This is a genomic window from Sulfobacillus sp. hq2 (genome assembly GCF_002903155.1).
In the GTDB taxonomy this organism is placed as follows: Bacteria; Bacillota; Sulfobacillia; order Sulfobacillales; family Sulfobacillaceae; genus Sulfobacillus; species Sulfobacillus thermotolerans.
On record NZ_NWUL01000034.1, the window covers coordinates 158,858 to 180,107 of the forward strand.

Genomic DNA, 21,250 nt, shown 5'->3' on the forward strand with positions numbered 1-21,250 from the left:
TGCAGTAGCGAATCTGTCATTCTATGCCCGATGGACCGGGTATTTCACTTCAAGGAGGAAGTTGTCCATGAATGTCACGATTTCAAAGGCGTGTGATGCGAGCTTTGGCATGGGGGTGTGGCCATGTCAGGGATAGCGGTTAACTGGACGGCCGTTTATGGCACGAATAATGTGGCGGCTCAAATGTTATCGGATCTCTCCTTAAACGAGATGGAAAGTATGGCCATTGAGCCGTTGACGCAACAACTCAATACGCTGGAACAGCAATTAACAGCCCTGCAAAACAATAGTGCGGCGTGGACTACGTTACAAGGGGATGCGGCGGCGTTTCAATCGGGGCTGAATTCCCTAGGCTCGAGTACCGCCTTGCAAGCCATGGAGGCGGTGTCTTCGAATACGGCGGTGGCCACGGCCGCGGCGGATGGCAATGCACCACCCGGGACTTATGCGATTGATGTGAGCCAATTGGCTACGTCAGAAATTGATGGCTATGCGTCGACAGCCATGACCATCACCGACCCCACGGCTGCCCTAGGACTTGCGGCGACGACGGTGGCGTTTTCGATTGGCGGCGTTTCGGTGTCGATTGCCGTCACGTCGACGACCACTTTGGACCAGTTAGTGACGGATATCAATCAAAGTGGGGCGCCAGTTCAAGCGCAGGCCGCACAGTCGGGAAGCGATTATTATTTGAAACTCTACGGGACGGTCACCGACCAAGCGATTAGTTATACGGGGGGAAGCGCCGCCTTGGCAAGCGTGGGCATTCTGACTAGCACATCGTCAGGATACACGGTGAACTCGGTGCAAGTGGCAGAGCCTGCCGTCGTTCAATTCCAAGGGGCGACGGTGCAAAACACGACCAATCTTTTTACCAATTTGATTCCTGATGTGACAGTACAGTTAGCGTCGACGGGGACGACTGACGTCACGGTGTCAGCGAATTACTCGCAAGATGCGCAAAGCATTCAAGCCGTGTTTAACGATTTTAATACATGGTCTAAAGATACGTGGAATTTGGCCTATGCTACGGAGCAGGGACCCGCCGCATCCGTGTCGTCGAGTACCGCGAGCTCTTATCAAACGAATCCTAACCAGGTTATTCATTCCCCTGTACCCATGAATGAACTAAATCAGGTGACTCAGCAATTAGCGTCATTCCAAGATAGTCAAGGTTTGTCGTTGGGGTCATTAGGCATCACCTATAATGCCCAAACGGCGACGTTTTCGGTAAATATGACAACCTTGACATCCGCTTTGCAAAATAACTTGGCGGGAGTGCAGTCATTTTTCCAACAGATGGCTCAGTCGCCTCCTGGCATTGTGCAGGGATTGGCGGGATTTAGTGGTTCGGGTTCTTTAAGTGTGGCTGGGACAGCGATTACCAGTGATACCAATCAAGAGAGTCAGACCAACGAGCAAATTACCCAGCTGCAATCGGAAATTCAGCAGGCCATTGCTGCCGCTCAAACGCAATATGACTCTTTCGTATCAACGCTCAGTGCAATGGCGGAGACAGAGAACGCATTCTCGGCGTATGCGCAGCAAACTAATGGACAAAACGGGACTTTGGCGTAGGGAGAGAAGGGCTAGTATGGACATGGAATCGTCAGTCAACGCCTATCATCAGAGCCGTGTGCTCTCGGATAATCCCGATTTCTTGGGCCGGGAATTATACCGGGCCGTATACCGGGATCTTTTGGGCATGGATGCGGCCTTGAAAGAGCAACGGTGGGATCGGTTAACCAATCTTGGGAGCCATGCGCAACTGATTATTACAGCTCTGCACGACGTGGCCAAAACGGACACTCCCGAAGGCATGGCCTTCAAAACGGCACATTTGGCCATGTGGCGTATGCTTAATGACATCATTCGCAAACATGATGCGGGGACGTTGGCGGATTTAACCCAAACCATTACCGAGCTGATTCATCAGCTCGACTACCGGTTACAAAAGCCGGTATCCCAAGAGCCTGCCGTATTAGGTTGGTCCGGATGAGTGGGATTACCGTAGCTTTAATTGCACGTAATGAAGAACGCTTTATTCAACAATGTTTGCAATCGGTTCACGCCATAGCGGATGATATCGTCGTCATCGATACAGGCAGTGACGACAATACCATTAGCATCGCACAACGTGAGGGCGCTCGCGTGTTTTCAAGGCCGTGGCCGAAAGATTTTGCCAGAGCCCGCAATTGGGCGCTTGAGGAAGTCAAAACTCCATGGACGTTAATGCTGGATGCCGATGAGGTACTGTTGGCTGATGACATCCCTAACCTTTTAGCGGGGGTGACTCAGCCCACCGCCGATGCATACAATCTTCGCATTGTCTCTTTAACAGACCGTGCGGAAGATTTGTCCGAAGCTCGGGTGACGCGCCTTTTTCGGACGGATCCTCGTATCCGCTGGGAAGGGCGGATTCATGAACAGATTATTCCCTCGATAGGGCGAGCGGGCTTTAATTTAGGCCCGTTGGATGTGCGCCTGATGCATTATGGCTACCTCAATGAGGTTATGACCAGCCGTGACAAGTTACAGCGCAACCTTGATTTGTTGGATCTGAGTATCAAAGAACGGGGTACGAGCGATTGGAAAGCCTACATGTTTTGGCAGCGAGCGCAAACCCTTATGGCCTTGCAGAGGTTAGATGATGCGGCCAAAGATATGAAACAAGCCATCGCTCTCATGCATCCCACCGCGCCTTTGCAACCGCTATTTTGGTTGACGTTGGCCAAGGTCTATACGGTCAAAAAAGATTTTCGCAAGGTGCATCAGACAATTCGGGAAGGATTGCGACTTTTTCCCGATTATACCGACTTTGTGTATTGGGAAGGCATGGTTTACATCAATGAGGGCAATTGGGACCGGGCTTGGGAGTCCTTTCAACACGCCCTGCAATTAGGCGTGCCGAAGGCGTATTTGCAATCCGAGTTGGGTGTCGGGACCTTTAAAGCATTATGGCAAATGGCGCGTGTGTCGCGCATGCAGGGGAAGATGACGCAAGCAGAAGCCTACTATCTCAAGACGATACAAATGAAAACGGCTTTTTATCCAGCCCTGCACGAATATATTGAAATGTTAGCAGCCAGTGAACCCCAGGCGATTCTCCAGCGGTTATGTCTTGTGCTTTCGCCCAGGGCCCTCGCTGGTGCCTTGCAAATGGTCTTTCACCGGACGCCGCTTGAGGAGAATTTGTTGAGATTATGTCTAGAGCAAGTCAAAACATCAGCGGTATGAATACCGGAGGATGAGATGCGGCCTAAATATTTGGTGATTAATGGAACCAGGGCGTTAGCGACGAGTTTTTTCGCCGATTTGGTAGATTTTCGTGTGGTGTCGTGGGACTCTGATGCGGATTTGGTTCTTTCTGTTCAAAACTTTGATATAGACAAGGTTTTGCAGGTATTCGGTACATTTCAGCCGGATTTGATTTTTGTCTTCTGGCCGGAGTTTCATGCGTTGCCGGAAGGGCTGTTTGCGTGTGGAGTGCCTGTGGTAGCTGCTATTAGTGACTGGAACCTCGGGACCCGTGCCATTTTGAACCATTTAGATCTCTACGACCTTGTGCTCATGGACCGTGAAGGTGCTAGGCGGTTTAAGAATTTGGGATACCCCAACGTGGAATACGCGCCCCTTTATAGTTACGAACCCGGTATGGTTCACGCACCGGATGATCTTTTGCAACGCCCTATTGATATTGGATTTGTTGGCAATTTAAATGGCCATGTGCAAAGGCAGCGTGCGATTTGGATCGACCGATTAGCTTATCTTCACAAGCGCCATGGATGGGTTGTTAAAGTTGCCACAGGCGTATACCGCGAAGAGTATTGGCGGTTTCTTCAAAGTTGCAAGATGGTATTTAATCTAACCATCCGTTCAGAAATGAATCTTCGCTGCTATGAGGCTCCAGCAGCCGGTAGTGTGTTGTTGTTAGAAGAAGATAATGATGAAACCCCATGGGTTATGCAACCAAACATTGAGTATCAGACATATACTGTGGAGAATTTTGAAGAAGTGGTGGCTAATCTACTTTCTAATGAGGAAAAACTTCAAGAAATGGCGGTTAGAGGGCATGAACGCATTGTCCCTTCGGAATCGTATAAGGCGCATGCTGCGCGTATTATAGACCTCATTACGGACCGGGTGCCGCGGGCTAGAGGAACTCGCACCTTTCGTGCCGAGATAGGATTGCAAGAACAAAGACTCTGGTCTGTGACGCAAGATAAGTATGCCATCACATCCCGCTCCATGACTCGCGATTCCATCGCGCAAGAGGTGGCGAGTGAAGATGAATCCCTATTTTTAAACAGCTTGGCGGCAAGCTTAATTGGCTACGCGGCTACTCAGCCTAATTTTGTGGTAACAATTCCGGGTGAGTATTGGCAACGGGTCCGCATGCTACTGCAGTCTGCTCTGGCAAAATGGTCCACGAATATTGCTGTCTATTTCAATCAGTTGCAGTTAGCCTTCTCTTTAGGTCAGTATCAGGTTGTGATTGACACGGCTCCAAGCGCCTTCGATGCGATAACAAAGGCCAATACGCGGCAAGCGTTTGCGGGCGCTATTGCCTTAGCCGGTTTTGACGAATTTCGAAGCGACATCGAGTCAGTGTTTAGCGATTTAAGAGTCGGTCATCTTGATAAATTACGGTCGAGTTTTTTTTCCAGAATTCTCGTCTTGCGCGGAGATTGCTATCAGAATTTGCAGCAATGGGCGCAAGCTCGCCAAGACTACCAGCTGGCACTTCATATGATGCCGCACTGGGCGTCCATTTGGTATAAATATGCGGCGGCTACATTAGTGAGTGGGCCGACGCCTGATGCGCTGGAGATTGCCAAAGACGCCATTGCAAAAAATCCGTTGATGATCTCTGAACAAATCCAACTATATGGCATAGCCGCTCAAGTCAAGAGAAGCGATGTTAAGGCCTTGATAGCACACCATATCCACAACCTTTATCAAATTAGCGACTATTTTGCCCAAGGAATCCAAGCACTTCAGAATATCGATCAAGCGTTGGGGGGCTCCCGTGAAGCCGTTAATTAGTGTGGTCATGCCGGCTTTTAATGCTCAAGCGTTCATTGCCGAGGCCATTGATAGTATCATCATGCAAATCTTTGATGCATGGGAACTGATTGTGGTCAATGATATGTCGACGGACAATACCAAAGAGATTGTGCAAGCCTATACCGTACGCGACGGACGCGTACGCCTTATCAACGTAACGGCCCATCAAGGCCAAATCGGGGCACATAACGTAGGAATACGCGAAAGTCAGGCTGATATTGTCAAGGTGCTGCATGCTGATGATCGTCTCCTACCTGGCGCCTTGCAATCTTATTACCGAGCATTTCAGCAATATCCGTCAGCTGTTGTGGTAGGCGCAGCGACAAGGACAATTGATGAACGCGGACAGACAGTTGGGCTGACACGAGCGGTGGCGAGTGAGACATTTCTAGAATCTACACGGTTTTTCGTGGCGAATATCCTTGGTTGGAATCCAGCATGGGTACCTTCGGCTCATGCTATCAGGCGGGATGCCTTTGAAGCATGTGGGTTATATGAGGATCCGGGAGAGGATTTGCTGCACCGAGACTGGGGTTTTGATTGGTATGCTATTTGGAAGGTGGCCAAGCAAGGCGATGCGGTCCTTTTGGCCGAGGAACTCGTGGAGTACCGCCGACACAAAAATCAGATTTCATCGGGCGGCTTTGATGATGCGGAAGTTCATATGCGCTATTATTGGCTGCGCAGGATTCGCGAGGAGGCTTTGGTATCACCACCGATCATTCGGCAAGCCTTTGCATCCCATTGTGGTCTTCTTTTACTGATGGCCGCTGCTGCATCTCAAGAACACCGCGAATCAGAGGCCTTGTACATGCTAGAACAAACGGTGTTGAATGACGATTATATCAACACCTATGACCAGGGCCGACTGCGCCTGGATTTAATGACGTGGATTGCACTGCTACAATCTCATGATGCGCATTGGAAAAGTCATCTGTTAAATCATGCGCATTCGCGGTTTCTTTTTCTTCTCATATCGACTATGTTTTCTTACAACGTCATAGCCATCGAGCGCCTGACGAATGCGACGGAGCCCACCTTGTTGCTTGGGCCTGCCTCCTTATTAACCCCGGTTTTGCGCGAGGTCAAGGTATCCTCGGCCGTTGTGGTTAGAGTCACCCATAGCCGTAAAGAGACCGTTGACCTCTTGGGTTCGAGTGCAAAGAATTTCCACGCGACCGTTGTGGGTTTTGATACGCGCCTGGAGTCCTATATGTTTTATGATCAAGCCAAGAATATCGTGCCGCTTTTAGTCTAGGCAGGAGTCATCTTAAGGACTGTATATCTCGAGAGCCCGGAGAAGGATGCGCGCCGTGGTGTTTTGCATAAAGGTATGTTGTCGTTTGGCGGCTTCGAGTTCTAAATCCGGATGCGTGAGCAGGTTTTGGCAAACATCGACGAGTTTCTCATACGGGGCCCAATAGGCTAGAGCTTCCCACTGATCCGGGACGTAGGTATCAGCATTGCGCTCAGACAATACCGGCACTTGATTGGCTACTAAATAACTGACGCGAACCTCTTCGAAAATGTTCGGAACGTAAAAGTGAATGTTAATCGCTAGTTTGCTCCGGGCGATGATACCATCGCGTTGGGCTCCGTAAACTCCATGCAAGGGGACCACGCGAAGATTTTGAGCGGCAAGGGCCTCTAAGATTTTCGTGCGCCGCTCGTTGCGCGACCCATAAAATACGACGTCAATATCTTTTTCCCCAGTTCGGTTAATACGTGTTAATGAAGGCACATAGCCTATTGGCACATGCACAGCATGGACATTATGGGCTTGCCAGTAAGGCATATTCTGGAGGCTGTATTCCCATACTACACGTCCTTGGAGGGATTGAAGCCACTGTGGGGTCATCCAAGGAGAACTCTGGGTAATTTGTTCAAGGTTGTAAACGATGGCTTCAGCCGGAAGAGCGGCAATGTGCTGAGGTTGCAACAAGTTCGCCCCTAAAATAATTGTGGGATGCGTAGAGTCAATGTGGTTTTTGGTCACGTGCACGCGGTGGCCTAAGGAATCTAGCCCATAAGCCAAGGATTCCAATACTTCAGCGAAGGCTAGCGAATGAATGTAATTATCGGGCTGCAAGATGGTAATCTCAAAATCCACACGATCTCTCCCTTATCTGACACGTCTTGATTTTATGATAGGCCATGGTCGCTTGGGGAAGAAAAAATAAGGACGGTTAAGTTTGATATTTGTTATAAAGCCAGCACAATCATTTTGCCAGACACCGGATGGCTGATGCGCTGCAACGTGGTGTGAAAGACCTGCTCTAAGAGGGGGGATACCAAAACCTGTTCAGGGGAAGCCGCAAGGGATACCTGCCCGTGCTGCATCAGCCATATGTGGTCAGCAAACAGGCCCACTGTGGCTAAATCGTGGTAAGCCATGATGACGGTCTTACCGTGAACGTGGGCGAGGTCTTCGAGGACATGAATGATGGCTTGAGCATGACCGGGATCTAAATGGGCCGTGGGTTCATCAAGAAGTAGCACGGGCGTATTTTGAACCAGCGCCATGCCGAGTAAGGTGCGCTGCTGTTCGCCGCCAGACAATGACCGGTAGGATCGGTCGTGAAAAGCGCTCAGACCCAATTGCTCGAGCACGGGACCAATCTGCGGGGCAGTGTCGCCGGTTATGCGGGTCTTCCACGACATGCTGGGGAGACTGCCTAAATTTAAAATTTCGGCAACCGTCAGGTCAAATCCCAAGGGCATCAATTGAGACACTAAGGTCACCAAGTTAGCCCGTGCTGATGCAGCTATATCCAAGAGGGCGCTGTCGCCGTAATAGACCGATCCGCTGGTTGGTTTCAAGTAACCTCCTAACAGACGCAAGAGGGTGGATTTACCCGCTCCATTGGGCCCAATCAAGGCCGTAATCGCGCCAGGTTGAAATGAGCCGGTTAATGGTCCAAAAGAAGCCGTGGATGACGGCCAAATATATTGGAGGTTTTCACAATGGAGTCTCTCAAAAGACATTATCCTGACACCACCCGAGTTTTGAAGAGAATATAGACGAAATAAGGACCGCCGATTAAGTCACTGACCAAGCCGACCGGGACCGTGCCAATCCACGGGATTTGTTCAGCTAAAATGTCGGCACCGACTAAAAAGATAGCGCCGGCAAAAAACGAGAGGGGAAGCAGCAAATGGTGATTCGAGCCTTGCAACCTGCGAATAATGTGGGGAATGACCAATCCGACAAAGCCGATTAAACCCGCTAGATAGACAGAGGCGGCGGTTAACAAGCTGGCCAGAATTAGCAGGAGCGTTTGCGCACGCATCACGTTGACGCCAAGATAGTGCGCTTGTTCTTCTCCGAGATAAAAGGCGTTTAACTCCGGAGCAAAGGGCCACGTGGCCACTAGCGCCACGATGATCATAATGGACGGCCATAACAGTTCATGCCAGCCAATGCCATGAATGCCGCCAAGTTCCCACGATAGAACCTGCGTCAATGTCTTTTGATGCGCTAGCATGACAAACGTGGTTAACGCACCTAAGACCAAACTTAAGGCATATCCCGCTAAAATCAAGGTGAGCATATGGACGCGGCCTTGCCCGCGGGCCAGTAGATAGGCCGCAAAAACCGCTGTAATCGCGCCAATAAATGCGCCCACTCCCATGAGACCCGATGCCGGCAGCAAGAGACTTAAGAGCATCGCGCCAAATCCGGCGCCGGCTGACGCCCCCACAATATAGGGATCGGCTAAAGGATTTTTAAACAAGGCTTGCATGACGGCCCCTGCGGTACCTAAAGCGCCGCCCACGAGGGCGGCGGCAATCAATCGCGGTAAACGGATATCCCAGATAATGATGGCGGGAATGGAGGAACCGAAGGGATGAATGAGACTCTGTCCGACTTGTTGCCAGGAAAGTGTCACGGGCCCATAGGTGAGCCCTAGGAAGATCACGGCCGCAAGCAGGGCGATGCCCATGCTGATCCTAAAAATTCTGGATGAGGTCATGAGGAATCGCCAGATGCGGGTGGATGAGTTGAATCAGTTCTACCAGCCCCATGGCTACGGCAGGGGAGGGTTCATCGACATAAGAGTCTTGGGGAATGGCTAGGACCTTGTGATTTTTGACAGCGGCCAGTTGAGAAAAGCCGGGCAATTGATCGATAACCTGGGTGCTGCCATCAGCCGGGTCAAAAATGATGATTTGCGGATCGGCTTTGACGACCTGTTCGGGTGTTACTTGTGGATAGGCGGTGTGGCTAAAGCTTGCCGCAACATTTTGAGAACCGGCCATGGTTAATAAGCTATTGAGGTAACTGTTGGGCCCAGCGGTATATAATTGCCCGAGGTCAAGAAAAACCCGCGGCGTATGGTGAGTATTCTTTTTGACCAGGTCTTCAAGGGTTGTCAGTTGGCTTTTGAGATGGGCGACAATCGCGCTCGCCTGATGGACGCGCCCCGTGGCTTGACCCACAATCTCAATGTCGTGATACACACCGGCGATGCTTTGAGGACTCAAGATAAGAACAGGAATGTGAAACCGGCTGAGCGCCGAGAGCCCCTTAATGCCGGGCATGGCCAAGACGAGGTCTGGCTTGGTCGCAACGATTTGTTCGACACTGACCCCAGGATACGAGGACCCAATGTCATGTAGCCCTTTGAGCTCTGATGCCCAAGGCGCTGGGGCATACTGGAACGTCGAGGAATCGGTGCCGACAATGTCCGATTTTAATCCCAAATCTAATGCAATCTCGGTATTGCTGGGATCGATAGTAACGATCCGTGTTGCCGGTTTCGGCAAGGTTACCGTGCGTCCGGTGTCATCTACAATCCGGATGCTATGAGACACGTGGTTGGGGGCAGCGGCACTTGGGGTGGTTCCGCAACCGGCGATAAGGGTGGATCCTAGGGCGAGAACAGCTAAACGCCATGCTAATGACAAGCGAATCACAGATCTTTCTCCTTACATCACGAATTTTTACAAAGAATTCTTTGCCATAATGGAAGTGTATGCTGAATAGCTGGTAAACACAAGAAAAAGGGACGAACGGACCATGTTGTCGACGCATATCCATTGCTTAAGAACACAAAGGAGGCGGTGAGCATGTGGGATGAAAATGGCGACGCACAAAAGATGCCGCAAGTGTTGGCGGCTCTATGGGTTCAGAGGCGCGCAGCGGCAATTGGAACCTTGGCTGGGTACGCACGGCTTGATCCCAGCGTGGTTGCCCGCGTGTTAACCGCCTTGACTCAGCGGGGGTGGGTACACGAGTATCGCCTTCCTGGTCAACCGCCGCTTTACTTGTGGGCCGGCCTTTGCACCGAGGATATGCTGAAAACCGCGGATATGATCCGGCGTATTGCTTGGGACTTGCCCCTAGACTCTCAAATTGTTTAGCGGTTACGACGGGACTCTGGGATCGGCAAAGACCATGGTCCACACGCCCGTCTCGTACCAGCGCAAGACAACGTGACCCGCATTAGGGACAACCAGGCGACGCGCCATAGGACCTTCAGCGTTCATAATCAGCATCACCGCGCCTTTAATGCAGTCCGCATGGGTGGCAGCAATCGTCAAGGTATGGCGTTCTCGGGGTTCCACAAAGTGGGCCAGCGCATTCAACACGCGTTGCCCCACCGCCCGAATGCTTTCGCCGCCAGGGGGTGGATTGCGATCAGGGTCTTGACGCCATGCGATAAAGGACGGGGACTCCGCTTCCTCAAGATCGCGCAGGCGCTTTCCATCCCATTGGCCTAGATTGACTTCGGCTAAATCAGGCAAAATCACGGGAGTCAAGTCATGATCTTGGGCTAAAGGGGCTAGCGTTTCTTGGGCTCTGAGCAACGGGCTTGTAACCAAATAGCGTATGGGCGCGTTATGCCATTGGTGGGCCAGTTGTTGTGCTTGAGCCCGTCCTGTTGCCGTAAGGGCTGGATCCCATGAGCGACAGGCAAAGCGACCGGCGGCATTGGCTTCGCTTTCACCATGTCGAATGAGTATGATATCTGCAAATGAGGGCAACACAGAACCTCCTGGAAAATCAGGTATGCCCATTATCTTACCCAATTTGGGGAAGAATGGGGAGCTTAAATTTTCGGTTGCGATATTTGTCAGTATAGGTCGAAATTGCCAACATCCGCTTATCCATGGTAGCCTTAAAGAGCACAAGCGTTGCATCTACAGCATATTCTAGGCTAGAGAGCGGCGTGCCAATTGAATCAATCGCCAAATCGTGTCATCACACGAACGGGGGACCCAATTTTCGGGGCGTACGCAAGGGGGCAGCCATCCGCCCTAGCCCGTCAGCTTACCTCGTCGGCTTGGAAGGCTTGGACTATGCCCGGGCTTTAGCCCGGTTTTTTCTTTGATGGGGCGACTGTTCAGTTGGATAGGAGATGAGAAGAGATTATGCATTTGCAAGGAGGCTGTTGACATGGGGTATAGCTATATGGCGTCTGATGAGCTTGACGCTGAAAGCGCCGAAGGCGCACTGGAGCAAAAAGTGTGGAAGGAAGACAAAAAGCCCTATCGTGGCTACGTTCCATGGCTCGTCGCCGTTATCATGATAGCCTTGTGGTGGGGAGTGACGGCCCTGAATCTCTTTCCTCCAACGGCCTTGCCTTCACCAGGGGCCGTTGTCCATGACTTTATCACCGTCGCGACGGTCGGTTATAGTGGGGAGCCACTGTTAACCAGTACGCTTTACAGTTTGGGGAGGATTACGACCGGATTTATAGCAGCAGTGGTCGTGGGCGTGCCGATTGGATTTTGGATGGCGTCCACGGATTGGGTGTTCTTAGCGATTGATCCGCTGTTGCAATTTTTGCGGCCGATTCCGCCCTTGGCGTACATCCCCGTCATGATTGTCTGGTTTGGCATTGGGGAGACGTCCAAGGTGGTTTTGATTTTCTTCTGCACCATCCCGATTATCATCATCAGCGCGATGTCAGGCGTTAAGAGTGTTCAAGAAACGCGCATTCGCGTAGCGCAATGCTTAGGCGCTAACAAGCGTCAGATTTTCCGCTATGTCATCTTTCCTTCAGCGCTTCCAGAAATCTTTACGGGCATGCGGGTTGGCATTGGAATTGCCTGGACCTGTTTAGTGGCAGCGGAAATGATTGCTGCCTCCAAGGGCCTAGGATGGATGATTGAGTCGGCCGGCAATGAATTACAAATTGGGGTAGTCTTTGTCGGCATCGTCATGATTGGGTTGTTGGGATACGGCATGGAGTTGATTATTCGCTCCATTGAGCACCGTGTCACACCGTGGAAGGGGAAAGCATAAACACAATCAAGATGGCAAAAACCCACAGCCATAAAATGAAGGAGGATGTTATGTGGAGAAAAAGAAGACCTTGAAGCCGTTTCTGGCCGGATTAATGGTGTTGCCATTAATGGCCATCGTGGCCGGGTGCGGCACGTCTGGGGCAGCCAGTGAACCGACGGTGACGATTGGCTACGAAAATGCGCCCGATCCGGAGTCTGTGGCGATAGAACAAAACTTTTTTCAAAAGACGATGCATGCCCACGTGGTGTTGAAGTATTTTTCCTCCGGCCCTGACGCGCTGACCTCACTTGCATCAGGATCCTTGGACTTTATGACAACCCTGGGCAATCCTCCAACAGCAGCGGCGATTGCTCGGGGTGTGCCGCTTAAAGTGGTATGGGCCATGGAGCGTTATACGACGGCCGAGGGATTGGTGGTGAAAAACGGCAGTCATATCCATTCGCTGCAAAATTTAGAGGGGAAGACGGTGGCATTGGTAAGCGGTTCCACTTCGCCTTTTGAGCTAGATACGGCGCTGGCCATGCACCATCTGCCCGTATCATCGGTGCAAATCAACAATATGTCACCGCCGGATATGGTGGCCGCGTGGAAAACGGGCCGCATTGATGCCGCCTATGTGTGGGCGCCATTTCTCAATGAAATGCAGCAAGATGATGGACATATTCTGATTTATGACCAGGATCAGGTGGACAAAGCGCCGATTTTTAATTTAGCGGTGGTCAATGCGCACTTTGCCGCTAAAAATCCCCAGCTAGTCGATGAGTTCGTGAAGGCCGAAGAGGACGGCGTAAAATTCTTTTACCAACACCCAACGAAATCGTTTGAAGACATTGCTAAACTCAATGGGATTTCTCCTGCCGAAGCGCGTAGCCAGGCGGCAGGCCTCAGCTTTACCACGCTGGCCCAGGAATTGACACCCCGCCGCTTGGGGACGGCCAGTACCGTCAAAGATTCCCTTGTGACGCGCTCGTTAACTTCAGCGGCGCAGTGGTTGAAGCAGACCGGTCAAATTTCCAGCGTCCCCCCCAATCTTAGTCAATACGTCGATCCGAGTTATTGCGAGACGGTCTATCACCAAGAACATCAGGGGTAAGGGGGAAAGACGGTGATATCACTGCAAAATGTCAGCAAGTTCTACCCCCCCACGCAAAAAGGGGGGAAGCCCGTGCTGGCGGTGGATGATTTTGATGCGCAAATTGAGGCTGGCGAGTTTGTTTGCATTGTCGGCCCCTCGGGATGTGGGAAAACAACGGTCTTGAACATGGTCGCAGGCTTTGAATCTATTTCACAAGGCGACATCGTGGTTAATGGCGTACCCGTTCGCAAGCCTGGACCAGACCGAGCGGTGGTGTTTCAACAGCCTTCGTTGCTTCCTTGGATGACCGTGTTCGACAATATTGGCTTTGGCTTAACGCTGCAAGAGGGACGCAAGACGCGTTCGCACGATAAAGTGGCCAAAATCATCGAGATTATGGGACTCAAGGGTTTCGAGAACCATTTTCCCTATCAGCTCTCGGGCGGTATGCAGCAACGGGCGGCGATTGCGCGGGCCTTGATTACAGAACCGCAAATGCTTCTCATGGATGAGCCTTTTGGCGCTCTTGACGCGCAAACGCGAACCGACATGCAAAAGTTTCTGTTGACCATCTGGGACCGCTTAAGGCCCACGGTTCTCTTTATCACGCATGACGTCGAAGAGGCCATTGTGTTGGCGGACCGTGTTATCGTTATGACACCTAGACCTGGGCGGATTGCGCAGGTGATTGATATTGGGTTAGGCCGCCCACGCAATTGGGATATGGTGCTTTCTCCGGAATTTTTGCGCTATAAGAAAGAGGTGCTCCATATCCTACGGCCACCGCACAGCCAAACAGCAGGCTAAATGGCGGCGGGGGCTCAATGCCTCCGCCGTCCATTTTGTTGAGAAAACGGGCTTCTTTTGGCGGGAAATCTACCGCTTATGCGTCTCAGATGGTATGCTATGCAGAAGGAGTGAGACACAAGGCCGTGGATCAAGAAAAGGCAGAATCTTTGTTTGATGGGGCGTTTCGCGTCTTGCGCATGATGGGGCGTCAGTTTGCTCGTGACCGAGCCCCATGGCATATTACCCCTACTCAATACCATACGCTGTACATGATTCGAGACCAAGGGACATTGACGCTTATGGACATGGCCAAGCATTTGCAGGTATCGGCTCCGACGGCGACAAGGGCGGTGGATGCTTTAGCGCAAAAAGGGTTATTGTCTAAAGACCGTGACCCTCAAGACCGCCGTATGGTGTGGCTTAGGCTCTCGGAAAGCGGAGAAGCGTTGTTGACACGGGAACGGCGTGAACATGTCGAGTTTTTGGCACAACGCGCGGATGAACGGTTGACGCCGGAGGAACAAGACCAATTGATTGGGCTTTTGAACAAGCTGATTCCGCCGGAATCAATGGCGAAAAACAGGTGATACGTTGATGACGACAATTGGCCTGATTATCAATCCGATGGCGGGACGTGATATTCGGCGTTTGGTGGCGGCCGCATCATTGCAGTCGGCACCTGAGAAGATGTTGACCGCGCGCCGCTTGTTGTCGGGGATGGCCGCGGTCCCAGACACCGAAGTGGTGATGGTCAATGACTACGAGGGTTTTGGGCGCTATGCATTACACGAACTGGGCGAACTCTTACCCGTACGCCTAGTCGCAGCAGAAAAGGAACCCAGTAATGGAGCGTCGACGACAGATTGGGCGAGACGCTTGCAAGATGAGGGAGCGCGTGTTGTCGTGTCCGTGGGGGGAGACGGGACGCAGCGTAACGTGGCTCAAGCAGGATTACGCATTCCCATGCTGCCGATCGCGGGAGGAACCAATAACGTCGCGTGTTGGACGGGCGACCAGACCGCCGCAGGGTTTGCCGCCGCCTTGTATGCCGTCCGTGGAGACGACCCGCTTCTGGTCGGCCGGCAAGCCAAACTCATTCACGTGCAATTGGACAATGGCCATGAGGAACTGGCATTAATTGATGCGGCGTTGGTCCGCCAAACCTATACCGGGGCTTTAGCGGTATGGCGTCCCGAGGATGTGGAACAATTGTTTTTGAGCATGGCCGATCCCGTTCGTCCCGGTTTGTCAAATGTCGGGGGATTTTTTCAGCCCATCTATGCCGATGATGATGTGGCATTACATCTTACCTTAGGAGACGAGACGATGGGTCAGCGCCCGGTTCTGGCGGTGATGGCGCCTGGGCTCGTGGTGCCTTTTTATGTAAAAGCTTCTGCTACCGTGGATCTGAACAGCCCCGTGGTGTGGTCACGGCCCCAAGGAGGATCAGTAGCCTTAGATGGCGAACGGACCGTAGTCTTGCGCCCTGATGAACCGGTGTCATTACGGGTGGAACGTGACGGCCCTTTTGTGTTAGATCCCCAAAAAATCTTAGCGGCTCCTACGCAGTTTTGAGCATGAACTCGATGTCCTCCCCAAATTACTCTGCGCTGACTGCTTAAAACAATAAAGCCTTAAAAGTTTTTGGTCTAAATCTTCTGCTTGCCTTCTATGCATTGACTAGGACAAAGAGCAAGGAGGCACGCATGGACATACCCCCCTTAACACCCGAAATAGCGCAAGATATTCTGCGTTTGGCTACTGTGCGTCGCACCATAAAACAGCTGGAATTAGAAGAGCAGCAGTTGCGGCAGACGCTAACAAGTCAGTTGGCGTCATGGCCGCCCGAGGCCTTTCCTTTGAAGGTGGGCGTACATGCTGTGCGCGTGAGCTACCGGAAGGGTCGGGTGGATTATGATGCGGCGATGGAAATATTGCGTGCGGCAGGGCTCTTAGACGAGGCACCCCGGGAGCCGTATGTGCTGGATGAGGCAACCTGCTCGGCTCTAGGGCAGGCGATTGTGGATTTGCCTATGCCGCCTTTGACCCAGGTGGCCTTGGAAAAGTATTATCATGGGGCCTTGGGACAACGTCCTGTCATTACGCCCGAGTGGTTAGAAACGTTGGGAGCGCAGCAGAAGCTCTCCCCGGAGGACTACGTGCAATGCTTTAAGGATGAGAAGCCGGTGGTGCCAGTTTTGATGGTACGCTAATGGGCCAGGCCTGAGCATTGGTTGCAATCAGCTGACGGTAAAAGGCGGCGCTAGGGCGTAAGGTCCGTTCTTGTGTCGAGTAATCGACTTCAATTAATCCAAATCGAGGCCGAAAGCCCTCGGCCCATTCAAAGTTGTCCAACGCTGACCAGTAAAAATAGCCCCGGACATCTGCACCTTGTTGTTGGGCTCGGCTCACAGCGGCCACATGATCTGCAATAAATTGTTGACGAACGGTGTCGTCGGCGGCGATGCCGTTTTCCGTAACCACGATGGGCTTGCCAAAGGACCTCAGCTCGTTAAGAAAGTGTTCGAGCCCTTGGGGGTAAATCTCCCATCCCATATCGGTGACGAAGGCCCCGGGTTTCGAGGCAATAGGGACCAGCACGTGCGGACGATGGGTGTATTGGCGTGTGTAATAATTGATGCCAATAAAATCTTGCGTACTATCTGCGGCTTGCAAGAAGCGACGGTTGAACAAGTAATGGAGCATCTTGCTGCTCGCACGGTCCCACACCGAGTGGGGATCGAAGGGCTCAAAGGCCACCATATGATGGGCTAGTCCGACGAGAGCGCCTGGCTGCCGGGTTTTAATGACGTGATAGGCACGGCGGTGGCTCTTGATAAGTTGGGGACCCAGTGCCCAGATGTCTCGTAAACGTTTGTGCCCAGGCGGCCAGGTGCCGATGCCATAACCCATGACGGCATAGATCATAGGTTCATTAATCGTGACATAGAAACGTACTTTGGGGCCAAGGTGCTCGACCACCTGTTGGACAAAACGTTCAAAGAGAGCAGGAGCCTGGGGTTGAAGAAACCCGCCCGCCTGAGCGAACCATATGGGGAGGGTAAAGTGGTGCAAGGTCATGACCGGCTCCATTCCTAAATCATGGCATAAATCAATCATGGCCTCGTAATGATTGAGAGCACGCGTATCAAATTGTCCGGGTTCAGGCTCGATTCGGCTCCACTCAATAGAAAAGCGGTAGGCATTGATGCCCAGGCTGTGAAATAAGGGCAAATCTTGCGCAAATCGTGCATAATGGTCACAGGCTTGCCCGGACGCTATACGGCCTTGATGCCGTCCTGCCTCTTCCCACTGTGTCCAACTGTTGTGATTATTACCTTCGATCTGGTGGCTCGATGTCGCAGCGCCCCATAAGAATGGGGGTAGATCGGTGGGCCAATGTATCATGTGCTGAATTCCTCGCCTTAAATTCCCATGTGGACCCGAATGGCTTTGGGAATAGTCTTCACGTGCACGGGCAAATGACCGATAAGTTCTCCATCAGCATGGACCCACAAGCCAGAGGGACCCTCGACCGTCAATTCGCGCGCCGGGAAGGTTTTCACGACAGACCTTTTGACATGAGTGCCGCGAAAAACACGGGTTAATAACGGAAGAATTTGCCACGGCTTGATCCCTTCAACCCACATGATTTCGAACTGCCCATCATGGGGATCAGCCTGAGGACAGATATTCATTCCTCCTGCGATATATTGCGTGTTACCCATCGCAATCATAAAGGTATTTTGCGTTGTGCTGTGGCCATCGATGGTAACCGTCATGGGCTGGGGACGATATCCCAGCGCATTATATAGTATGCCGCGAATGAAGACCCACGTGCCGTTGCCCTGTTTCTTATGTTTGTTGGCCCAGCCGGCGACCTCGGCGTCAAACCCTGCGCCTGCTACCGTCAAAAAATATTGGTCGTCAATGGCGCCGAGATCAAACCACCGATTAGGCCCATATAGCGCCGTATGTACCATCTGTTCAAGACTGGCAGGATAATGCAAGACGCGTACAAAATCATTACCGGTGCCTGCGGGAATCACTCCGAAGATCGTTTTGCCCATAGGCATGAGCCCATTAATTACTTCATGATGGGTGCCATCCCCACCTAACGAGATGACGGTCAGGTCCTCTTCGTTCGCGACTTCTCGAGCCAGTTCGGTGGCGTGTCCTGGACCTTTAGTTGTCACAATTTCAATATCTTGATCCCTTAAATAAGGCTTGACTGATTCGAGTATCTTGACGGCTTTGCCGTTGCCTGCCGCCGGATTAAAAATGATCCGCGCTGCCATAACTACCGGGATTCCCCCAATTCACCAAATTCCCTACCTTAGATTCGCGATCAAGGCGCAAGTTCCTGCCTTGGGGTCAAAAGTGCTCGGCATTCGCGAATCTCATCAGCATACTGCGCTTCCGACTCGACGGGTGTTTCCAAATAGAACGGAATGTCTCGCAAACGCGGGTCATTCAATAACGAACCAATCATTTCCAGGCCAAGATATCCGCGGCCAATCAATTCATGACGATCTTTGCGCCCGCCAAAGGGGACTTTACTGTCGTTAAGGTGAATGGCCTTCAAGCGCGCCATGAACTCCGGGTGCTTAAAGCCCGAAAAGCCGTCAAGATTGCCTGCTTCCAAGATACCCGCAGAGAAAGCATGCTGGGTATCTAGACAGAAGCCGACTTGGTTGGCGGGAAAGGGATCGGCTATGGCTAATAGCTGTTCGATCGTGGTGCCAATCTCAGAACCTTGGCCCGCCGTATTTTCTAAAAGCAGCATAGTCTGGGTCGTGGTGTTTTGATCCAGGACTTGGGCAATCGCGTCGCGCATGCGTTGAATGCCGTAGTCTATCCCCTTATCTTTGGGCTTGCCACAATGAACAACGACCCCATAGCTGCCGCGTGCTTCGCCAATAACCAGATCTTGTATTAGGGCATCAATCGAAAGATGCCACAATTCATCATCGGCTGTCGCCAAATTTATTAAATAAGGGGTATGGCCAATAGCCACTAAGTCGAGTTCTGTCATTAAAGCGCGTCCTCGTTCGGCGTCCACGATATTGAGCGGTTTTGCCCCCCGAAATCCACGAGGATTTTTCGTAAAGTATTGAAAGCAGTTGGCGCCGAGTTTTGGTGCCGTTTCGACTGCTTTGGTGAAGCCTTTCGCCACACTGAGATGGCAACCAATCCGTGTCATTTGTCTCGCCCCATTTCATCAATAGCATCAATCATGACGAAATCTGAAAAAGACGTCAAGCCGTGAGCAAAGACGTCACAAATTTAGAGGAATTAGGCGGGTCAAGAGAGAACAATTAAGGGAAAAGAATAGCGAGTGTGCGGACCGCTTACAGGAGGCGTAATCATACGGTGACAGAAGCCAGATACTGGACCTACCAAGACATGACAGAGGCATTACAGGATTGGCAACGTGCCTATCCCGACATTTTTTCCTTCACGTCTATCGGAAAAAGTCGGCGCGGCCGGGATTTATGGGCTGTCACGCTATGCGCCGATATAGAACATGCCGACCGTTATCCGGGTCTTTTGGTGGATGCCAATATTCATGCAGGGGAAGTGGCTGGCAATGCCGTGGCCATGCACTGGATTGCGACATTGCTTGAAGGATTTGGGAATGCGCCGGCCATTCAACAACTCTTGCAGACCCGCGCAGTATATGTCGTTCCGCGGATTGCCGTTGACGGTGCGGAAGAGTATTTGACAACGCCAGCACGGTTGCGTTCGAGTCCACATGATTATCCATTAAGTGAACCGCCCGCGGGCTGGGTGCCCAGTGATGTGGACGGCAATGGTCATATTTTGCAGATGCGGGTACCGAGTCCTGATGGAGCCTACGCCATAGATGAACACGATCCCCGGTTGATGCGGTCCAGGCGTCCGGGCGAGTTTGGTCAACGCTACTACCATGTCTTTACGGAAGGGCGTGTCCATCCTCCCACTTATCACGGAAAAGATTTGGAAGGCAGCCGCCTTGATTTAAGTGTGCGGCAAGGGATGGATTTTAATCGCAATTTCCCTATTCGCTGGGCTACAGAAGATATCCAAAATGGGGCTGGCCCTTTCCCATTGTCTGAGCCAGAAATCTACGCGCTCGCTAAATTTATTGAAGTGCATCCCAATATTGCGGCGTATGTGGCATTGCACACGTCAGGGGGCGTGATCTTGCGGCAACCTTCTACGGGAGATGACAGCGCGATACCGACGCTCGACGCGGTGCTATATCGCCGCATGGGAGAAGAAGGGGCACGCGTTAGCGGGTATTTTTCACGTTCCAATTACGAGACCTTTCATAACGGCTATGATCCCGTGTTAATGCCGGGTGCTGCGGATGATTGGATGTATGATCATCAAGGAGTTCTAGGCTTTACCGTGGAAATCTGGGATTTGCCTCGCCACGCAGGAGCCAGAGGATATGCAGAATATGGGGTTAAAGGACTCATGAAACTTTCTGAGGAAGAACGCCAAGAGGACTTGCGTAAGATTCTCCATTTTGTTGAGGACAAGGTGCCAACTCAGGGCTTCTTCCCGTGGATGCCGTTTCATCACCCCGATTTAGGGATGGTGGAAATTGGCGGCTTGGATCCCAAATTTGTTGTGCAAAATCCTCCCCTCTGTTTTTTGGAAGAAGAGTGCGAACGCGTCGGACGATTTCTTACCACTTTGGGTCTTAGCACAGCCCAATTGCAGGTGGGTCCTATTACGAGCGAGAGAATTGGAGATAATGTGTACCGCATTGCCGCGATGGTGAAAAATCAGGGATTTTTACCGACTTCGTCGACCAAACGTGGCGGAGAGATGAAGCGTGTCATGGGAGTGAAAGCTGAGCTAGCGGGTAATTTTGAAATGATTGCGGGGGAATCACCTTGTCAACTAGGGCATTTAGCAGGGTATGGGGAAATCACCTCAGCGATGCCGCCTGGTAAAAACCGCAAGGTCGCCGAGTGGGTTGTGCGGGCACAACCCGGTACGCACCTGACGTTGACCTTTTCGGCACCCCGTGCGGGGACGGTGCAGGAATTGATCGTACTGTAAATGGGGAC

22 protein-coding genes and 1 riboswitch are annotated in these 21,250 nt (G+C 51.8%); of the genes, 13 read left to right on the plus strand and 9 right to left on the minus strand.

What is annotated here, in order from left to right:
* Positions 1 to 123 precede the first annotated feature (123 nt).
* The 5 genes from fliD to CO251_RS10365 are packed head-to-tail and all read left to right on the plus strand — an operon-like array spanning position 124 to position 6,325.
* Complete coding sequence (fliD, locus tag CO251_RS10345) at positions 124 to 1,578, plus strand: flagellar filament capping protein FliD (protein ID WP_103375734.1); 1,455 nt, start codon at positions 124 to 126, stop codon at positions 1,576 to 1,578.
* A gap of 16 nt (positions 1,579 to 1,594) precedes the next feature.
* Complete coding sequence (locus CO251_RS10350; protein WP_103375735.1) at positions 1,595 to 1,999, plus strand: hypothetical protein; 405 nt, start codon at positions 1,595 to 1,597, stop codon at positions 1,997 to 1,999.
* Positions 1,996 to 3,237, plus strand: coding sequence for a glycosyltransferase (locus CO251_RS10355; RefSeq protein WP_103375736.1), 1,242 nt, complete (start codon positions 1,996 to 1,998; stop codon positions 3,235 to 3,237). Before CO251_RS10350 ends, CO251_RS10355 begins: the two co-directional genes overlap by 4 nt.
* A 15-nt stretch (positions 3,238 to 3,252) precedes the next feature.
* On the plus strand, positions 3,253 to 5,046 hold the full coding sequence (locus CO251_RS10360; RefSeq protein ID WP_103375737.1) for a glycosyltransferase: 1,794 nt from the start codon (positions 3,253 to 3,255) through the stop codon (positions 5,044 to 5,046).
* Entirely contained in the window at positions 5,030 to 6,325 is a 1,296-nt protein-coding gene (locus tag CO251_RS10365; RefSeq protein WP_103375738.1) for a glycosyltransferase family 2 protein, read from the plus strand. Before CO251_RS10360 ends, CO251_RS10365 begins: the two co-directional genes overlap by 17 nt.
* A 12-nt stretch (positions 6,326 to 6,337) precedes the next feature.
* Here the strand turns inward: CO251_RS10365 and CO251_RS10370 are convergent, their stop codons facing one another.
* From CO251_RS10370 to CO251_RS10385, 4 genes are all read right to left on the minus strand, one after another.
* On the minus strand, positions 6,338 to 7,177 hold the full coding sequence (locus CO251_RS10370) for a hypothetical protein (protein ID WP_103375739.1): 840 nt from the start codon (positions 7,175 to 7,177) through the stop codon (positions 6,338 to 6,340).
* A gap of 92 nt (positions 7,178 to 7,269) precedes the next feature.
* Positions 7,270 to 8,052, minus strand: coding sequence for an ABC transporter ATP-binding protein (locus CO251_RS10375; RefSeq protein ID WP_103375740.1), 783 nt, complete (start codon positions 8,050 to 8,052; stop codon positions 7,270 to 7,272).
* Entirely contained in the window at positions 8,052 to 9,011 is a 960-nt protein-coding gene (locus CO251_RS10380; RefSeq protein WP_242968546.1) for an iron ABC transporter permease, read from the minus strand. The genes CO251_RS10375 and CO251_RS10380 overlap by 1 nt, the downstream gene beginning before the upstream one ends.
* 7 nt (positions 9,012 to 9,018) lie before the next feature.
* On the minus strand, positions 9,019 to 9,984 hold the full coding sequence (locus CO251_RS10385; protein WP_103375742.1) for an ABC transporter substrate-binding protein: 966 nt from the start codon (positions 9,982 to 9,984) through the stop codon (positions 9,019 to 9,021).
* A 153-nt stretch (positions 9,985 to 10,137) separates the two neighbouring features.
* Between CO251_RS10385 and CO251_RS10390 the strand changes: the two genes are divergently transcribed.
* Positions 10,138 to 10,431, plus strand: a complete 294-nt coding sequence (locus CO251_RS10390; RefSeq protein WP_103375743.1) for a hypothetical protein — start codon at positions 10,138 to 10,140, stop codon at positions 10,429 to 10,431.
* A gap of 3 nt (positions 10,432 to 10,434) precedes the next feature.
* Here the strand turns inward: CO251_RS10390 and CO251_RS10395 are convergent, their stop codons facing one another.
* The gene (locus CO251_RS10395; protein ID WP_242968547.1) at positions 10,435 to 11,055 is read right to left on the minus strand and encodes a histidine phosphatase family protein; all 621 of its coding nucleotides are present in this window, start codon (positions 11,053 to 11,055) and stop codon (positions 10,435 to 10,437) included.
* A 37-nt stretch (positions 11,056 to 11,092) separates the two neighbouring features.
* Positions 11,093 to 11,263, minus strand: coding sequence for a hypothetical protein (locus CO251_RS17425; RefSeq protein ID WP_158246289.1), 171 nt, complete (start codon positions 11,261 to 11,263; stop codon positions 11,093 to 11,095).
* Positions 11,248 to 11,371: riboswitch (cyclic di-AMP (ydaO/yuaA leader) on the plus strand. It overlaps the preceding gene by 16 nt.
* A gap of 96 nt (positions 11,372 to 11,467) precedes the next feature.
* On the opposite strand from CO251_RS17425, the gene CO251_RS10400 reads away from it, so the two are divergent.
* From CO251_RS10400 to CO251_RS10425, 6 genes are all read left to right on the plus strand, one after another.
* On the plus strand, positions 11,468 to 12,319 hold the full coding sequence (locus CO251_RS10400; RefSeq protein ID WP_207654672.1) for an ABC transporter permease: 852 nt from the start codon (positions 11,468 to 11,470) through the stop codon (positions 12,317 to 12,319).
* A gap of 52 nt (positions 12,320 to 12,371) precedes the next feature.
* A complete protein-coding gene (locus tag CO251_RS10405; RefSeq protein WP_242968548.1) occupies positions 12,372 to 13,415 on the plus strand; it encodes an ABC transporter substrate-binding protein in 1,044 nt (347 codons plus the stop codon).
* 12 nt (positions 13,416 to 13,427) lie between these two features.
* On the plus strand, positions 13,428 to 14,204 hold the full coding sequence (locus CO251_RS10410) for an ABC transporter ATP-binding protein (RefSeq protein WP_103375745.1): 777 nt from the start codon (positions 13,428 to 13,430) through the stop codon (positions 14,202 to 14,204).
* A gap of 125 nt (positions 14,205 to 14,329) precedes the next feature.
* A complete protein-coding gene (locus CO251_RS10415; RefSeq protein ID WP_158246290.1) occupies positions 14,330 to 14,773 on the plus strand; it encodes a MarR family winged helix-turn-helix transcriptional regulator in 444 nt (147 codons plus the stop codon).
* A gap of 7 nt (positions 14,774 to 14,780) precedes the next feature.
* Positions 14,781 to 15,761, plus strand: coding sequence for an NAD(+)/NADH kinase (locus CO251_RS10420; RefSeq protein ID WP_103375747.1), 981 nt, complete (start codon positions 14,781 to 14,783; stop codon positions 15,759 to 15,761).
* Positions 15,762 to 15,892: 131 nt separating this feature from the next.
* Positions 15,893 to 16,399 (plus strand): hypothetical protein, encoded by a 507-nt coding sequence (locus CO251_RS10425; RefSeq protein WP_103375748.1) that lies wholly within the window; start codon positions 15,893 to 15,895, stop codon positions 16,397 to 16,399.
* Here the strand turns inward: CO251_RS10425 and CO251_RS10430 are convergent.
* Genes CO251_RS10430 through CO251_RS10440 form a run of 3 tightly spaced genes read right to left on the minus strand, consistent with a single transcriptional unit; the run spans position 16,356 to position 19,389 of the window.
* Positions 16,356 to 17,594, minus strand: coding sequence for a glycoside hydrolase family 1 protein (locus CO251_RS10430; protein WP_103375749.1), 1,239 nt, complete (start codon positions 17,592 to 17,594; stop codon positions 16,356 to 16,358). The genes CO251_RS10425 and CO251_RS10430 overlap by 44 nt on opposite strands.
* Positions 17,595 to 17,611: 17 nt before the next feature.
* A complete protein-coding gene (locus tag CO251_RS10435; RefSeq protein WP_103375750.1) occupies positions 17,612 to 18,484 on the minus strand; it encodes a diacylglycerol kinase family protein in 873 nt (290 codons plus the stop codon).
* Between the two features lie 50 nt (positions 18,485 to 18,534).
* Entirely contained in the window at positions 18,535 to 19,389 is an 855-nt protein-coding gene (locus CO251_RS10440) for a deoxyribonuclease IV (protein ID WP_103375751.1), read from the minus strand.
* Between the two features lie 170 nt (positions 19,390 to 19,559).
* On the opposite strand from CO251_RS10440, the gene CO251_RS10445 reads away from it, so the two are divergent.
* A complete protein-coding gene (locus tag CO251_RS10445; RefSeq protein ID WP_207654673.1) occupies positions 19,560 to 21,242 on the plus strand; it encodes a M14 family metallopeptidase in 1,683 nt (560 codons plus the stop codon).
* Positions 21,243 to 21,250 lie beyond the last annotated feature (8 nt).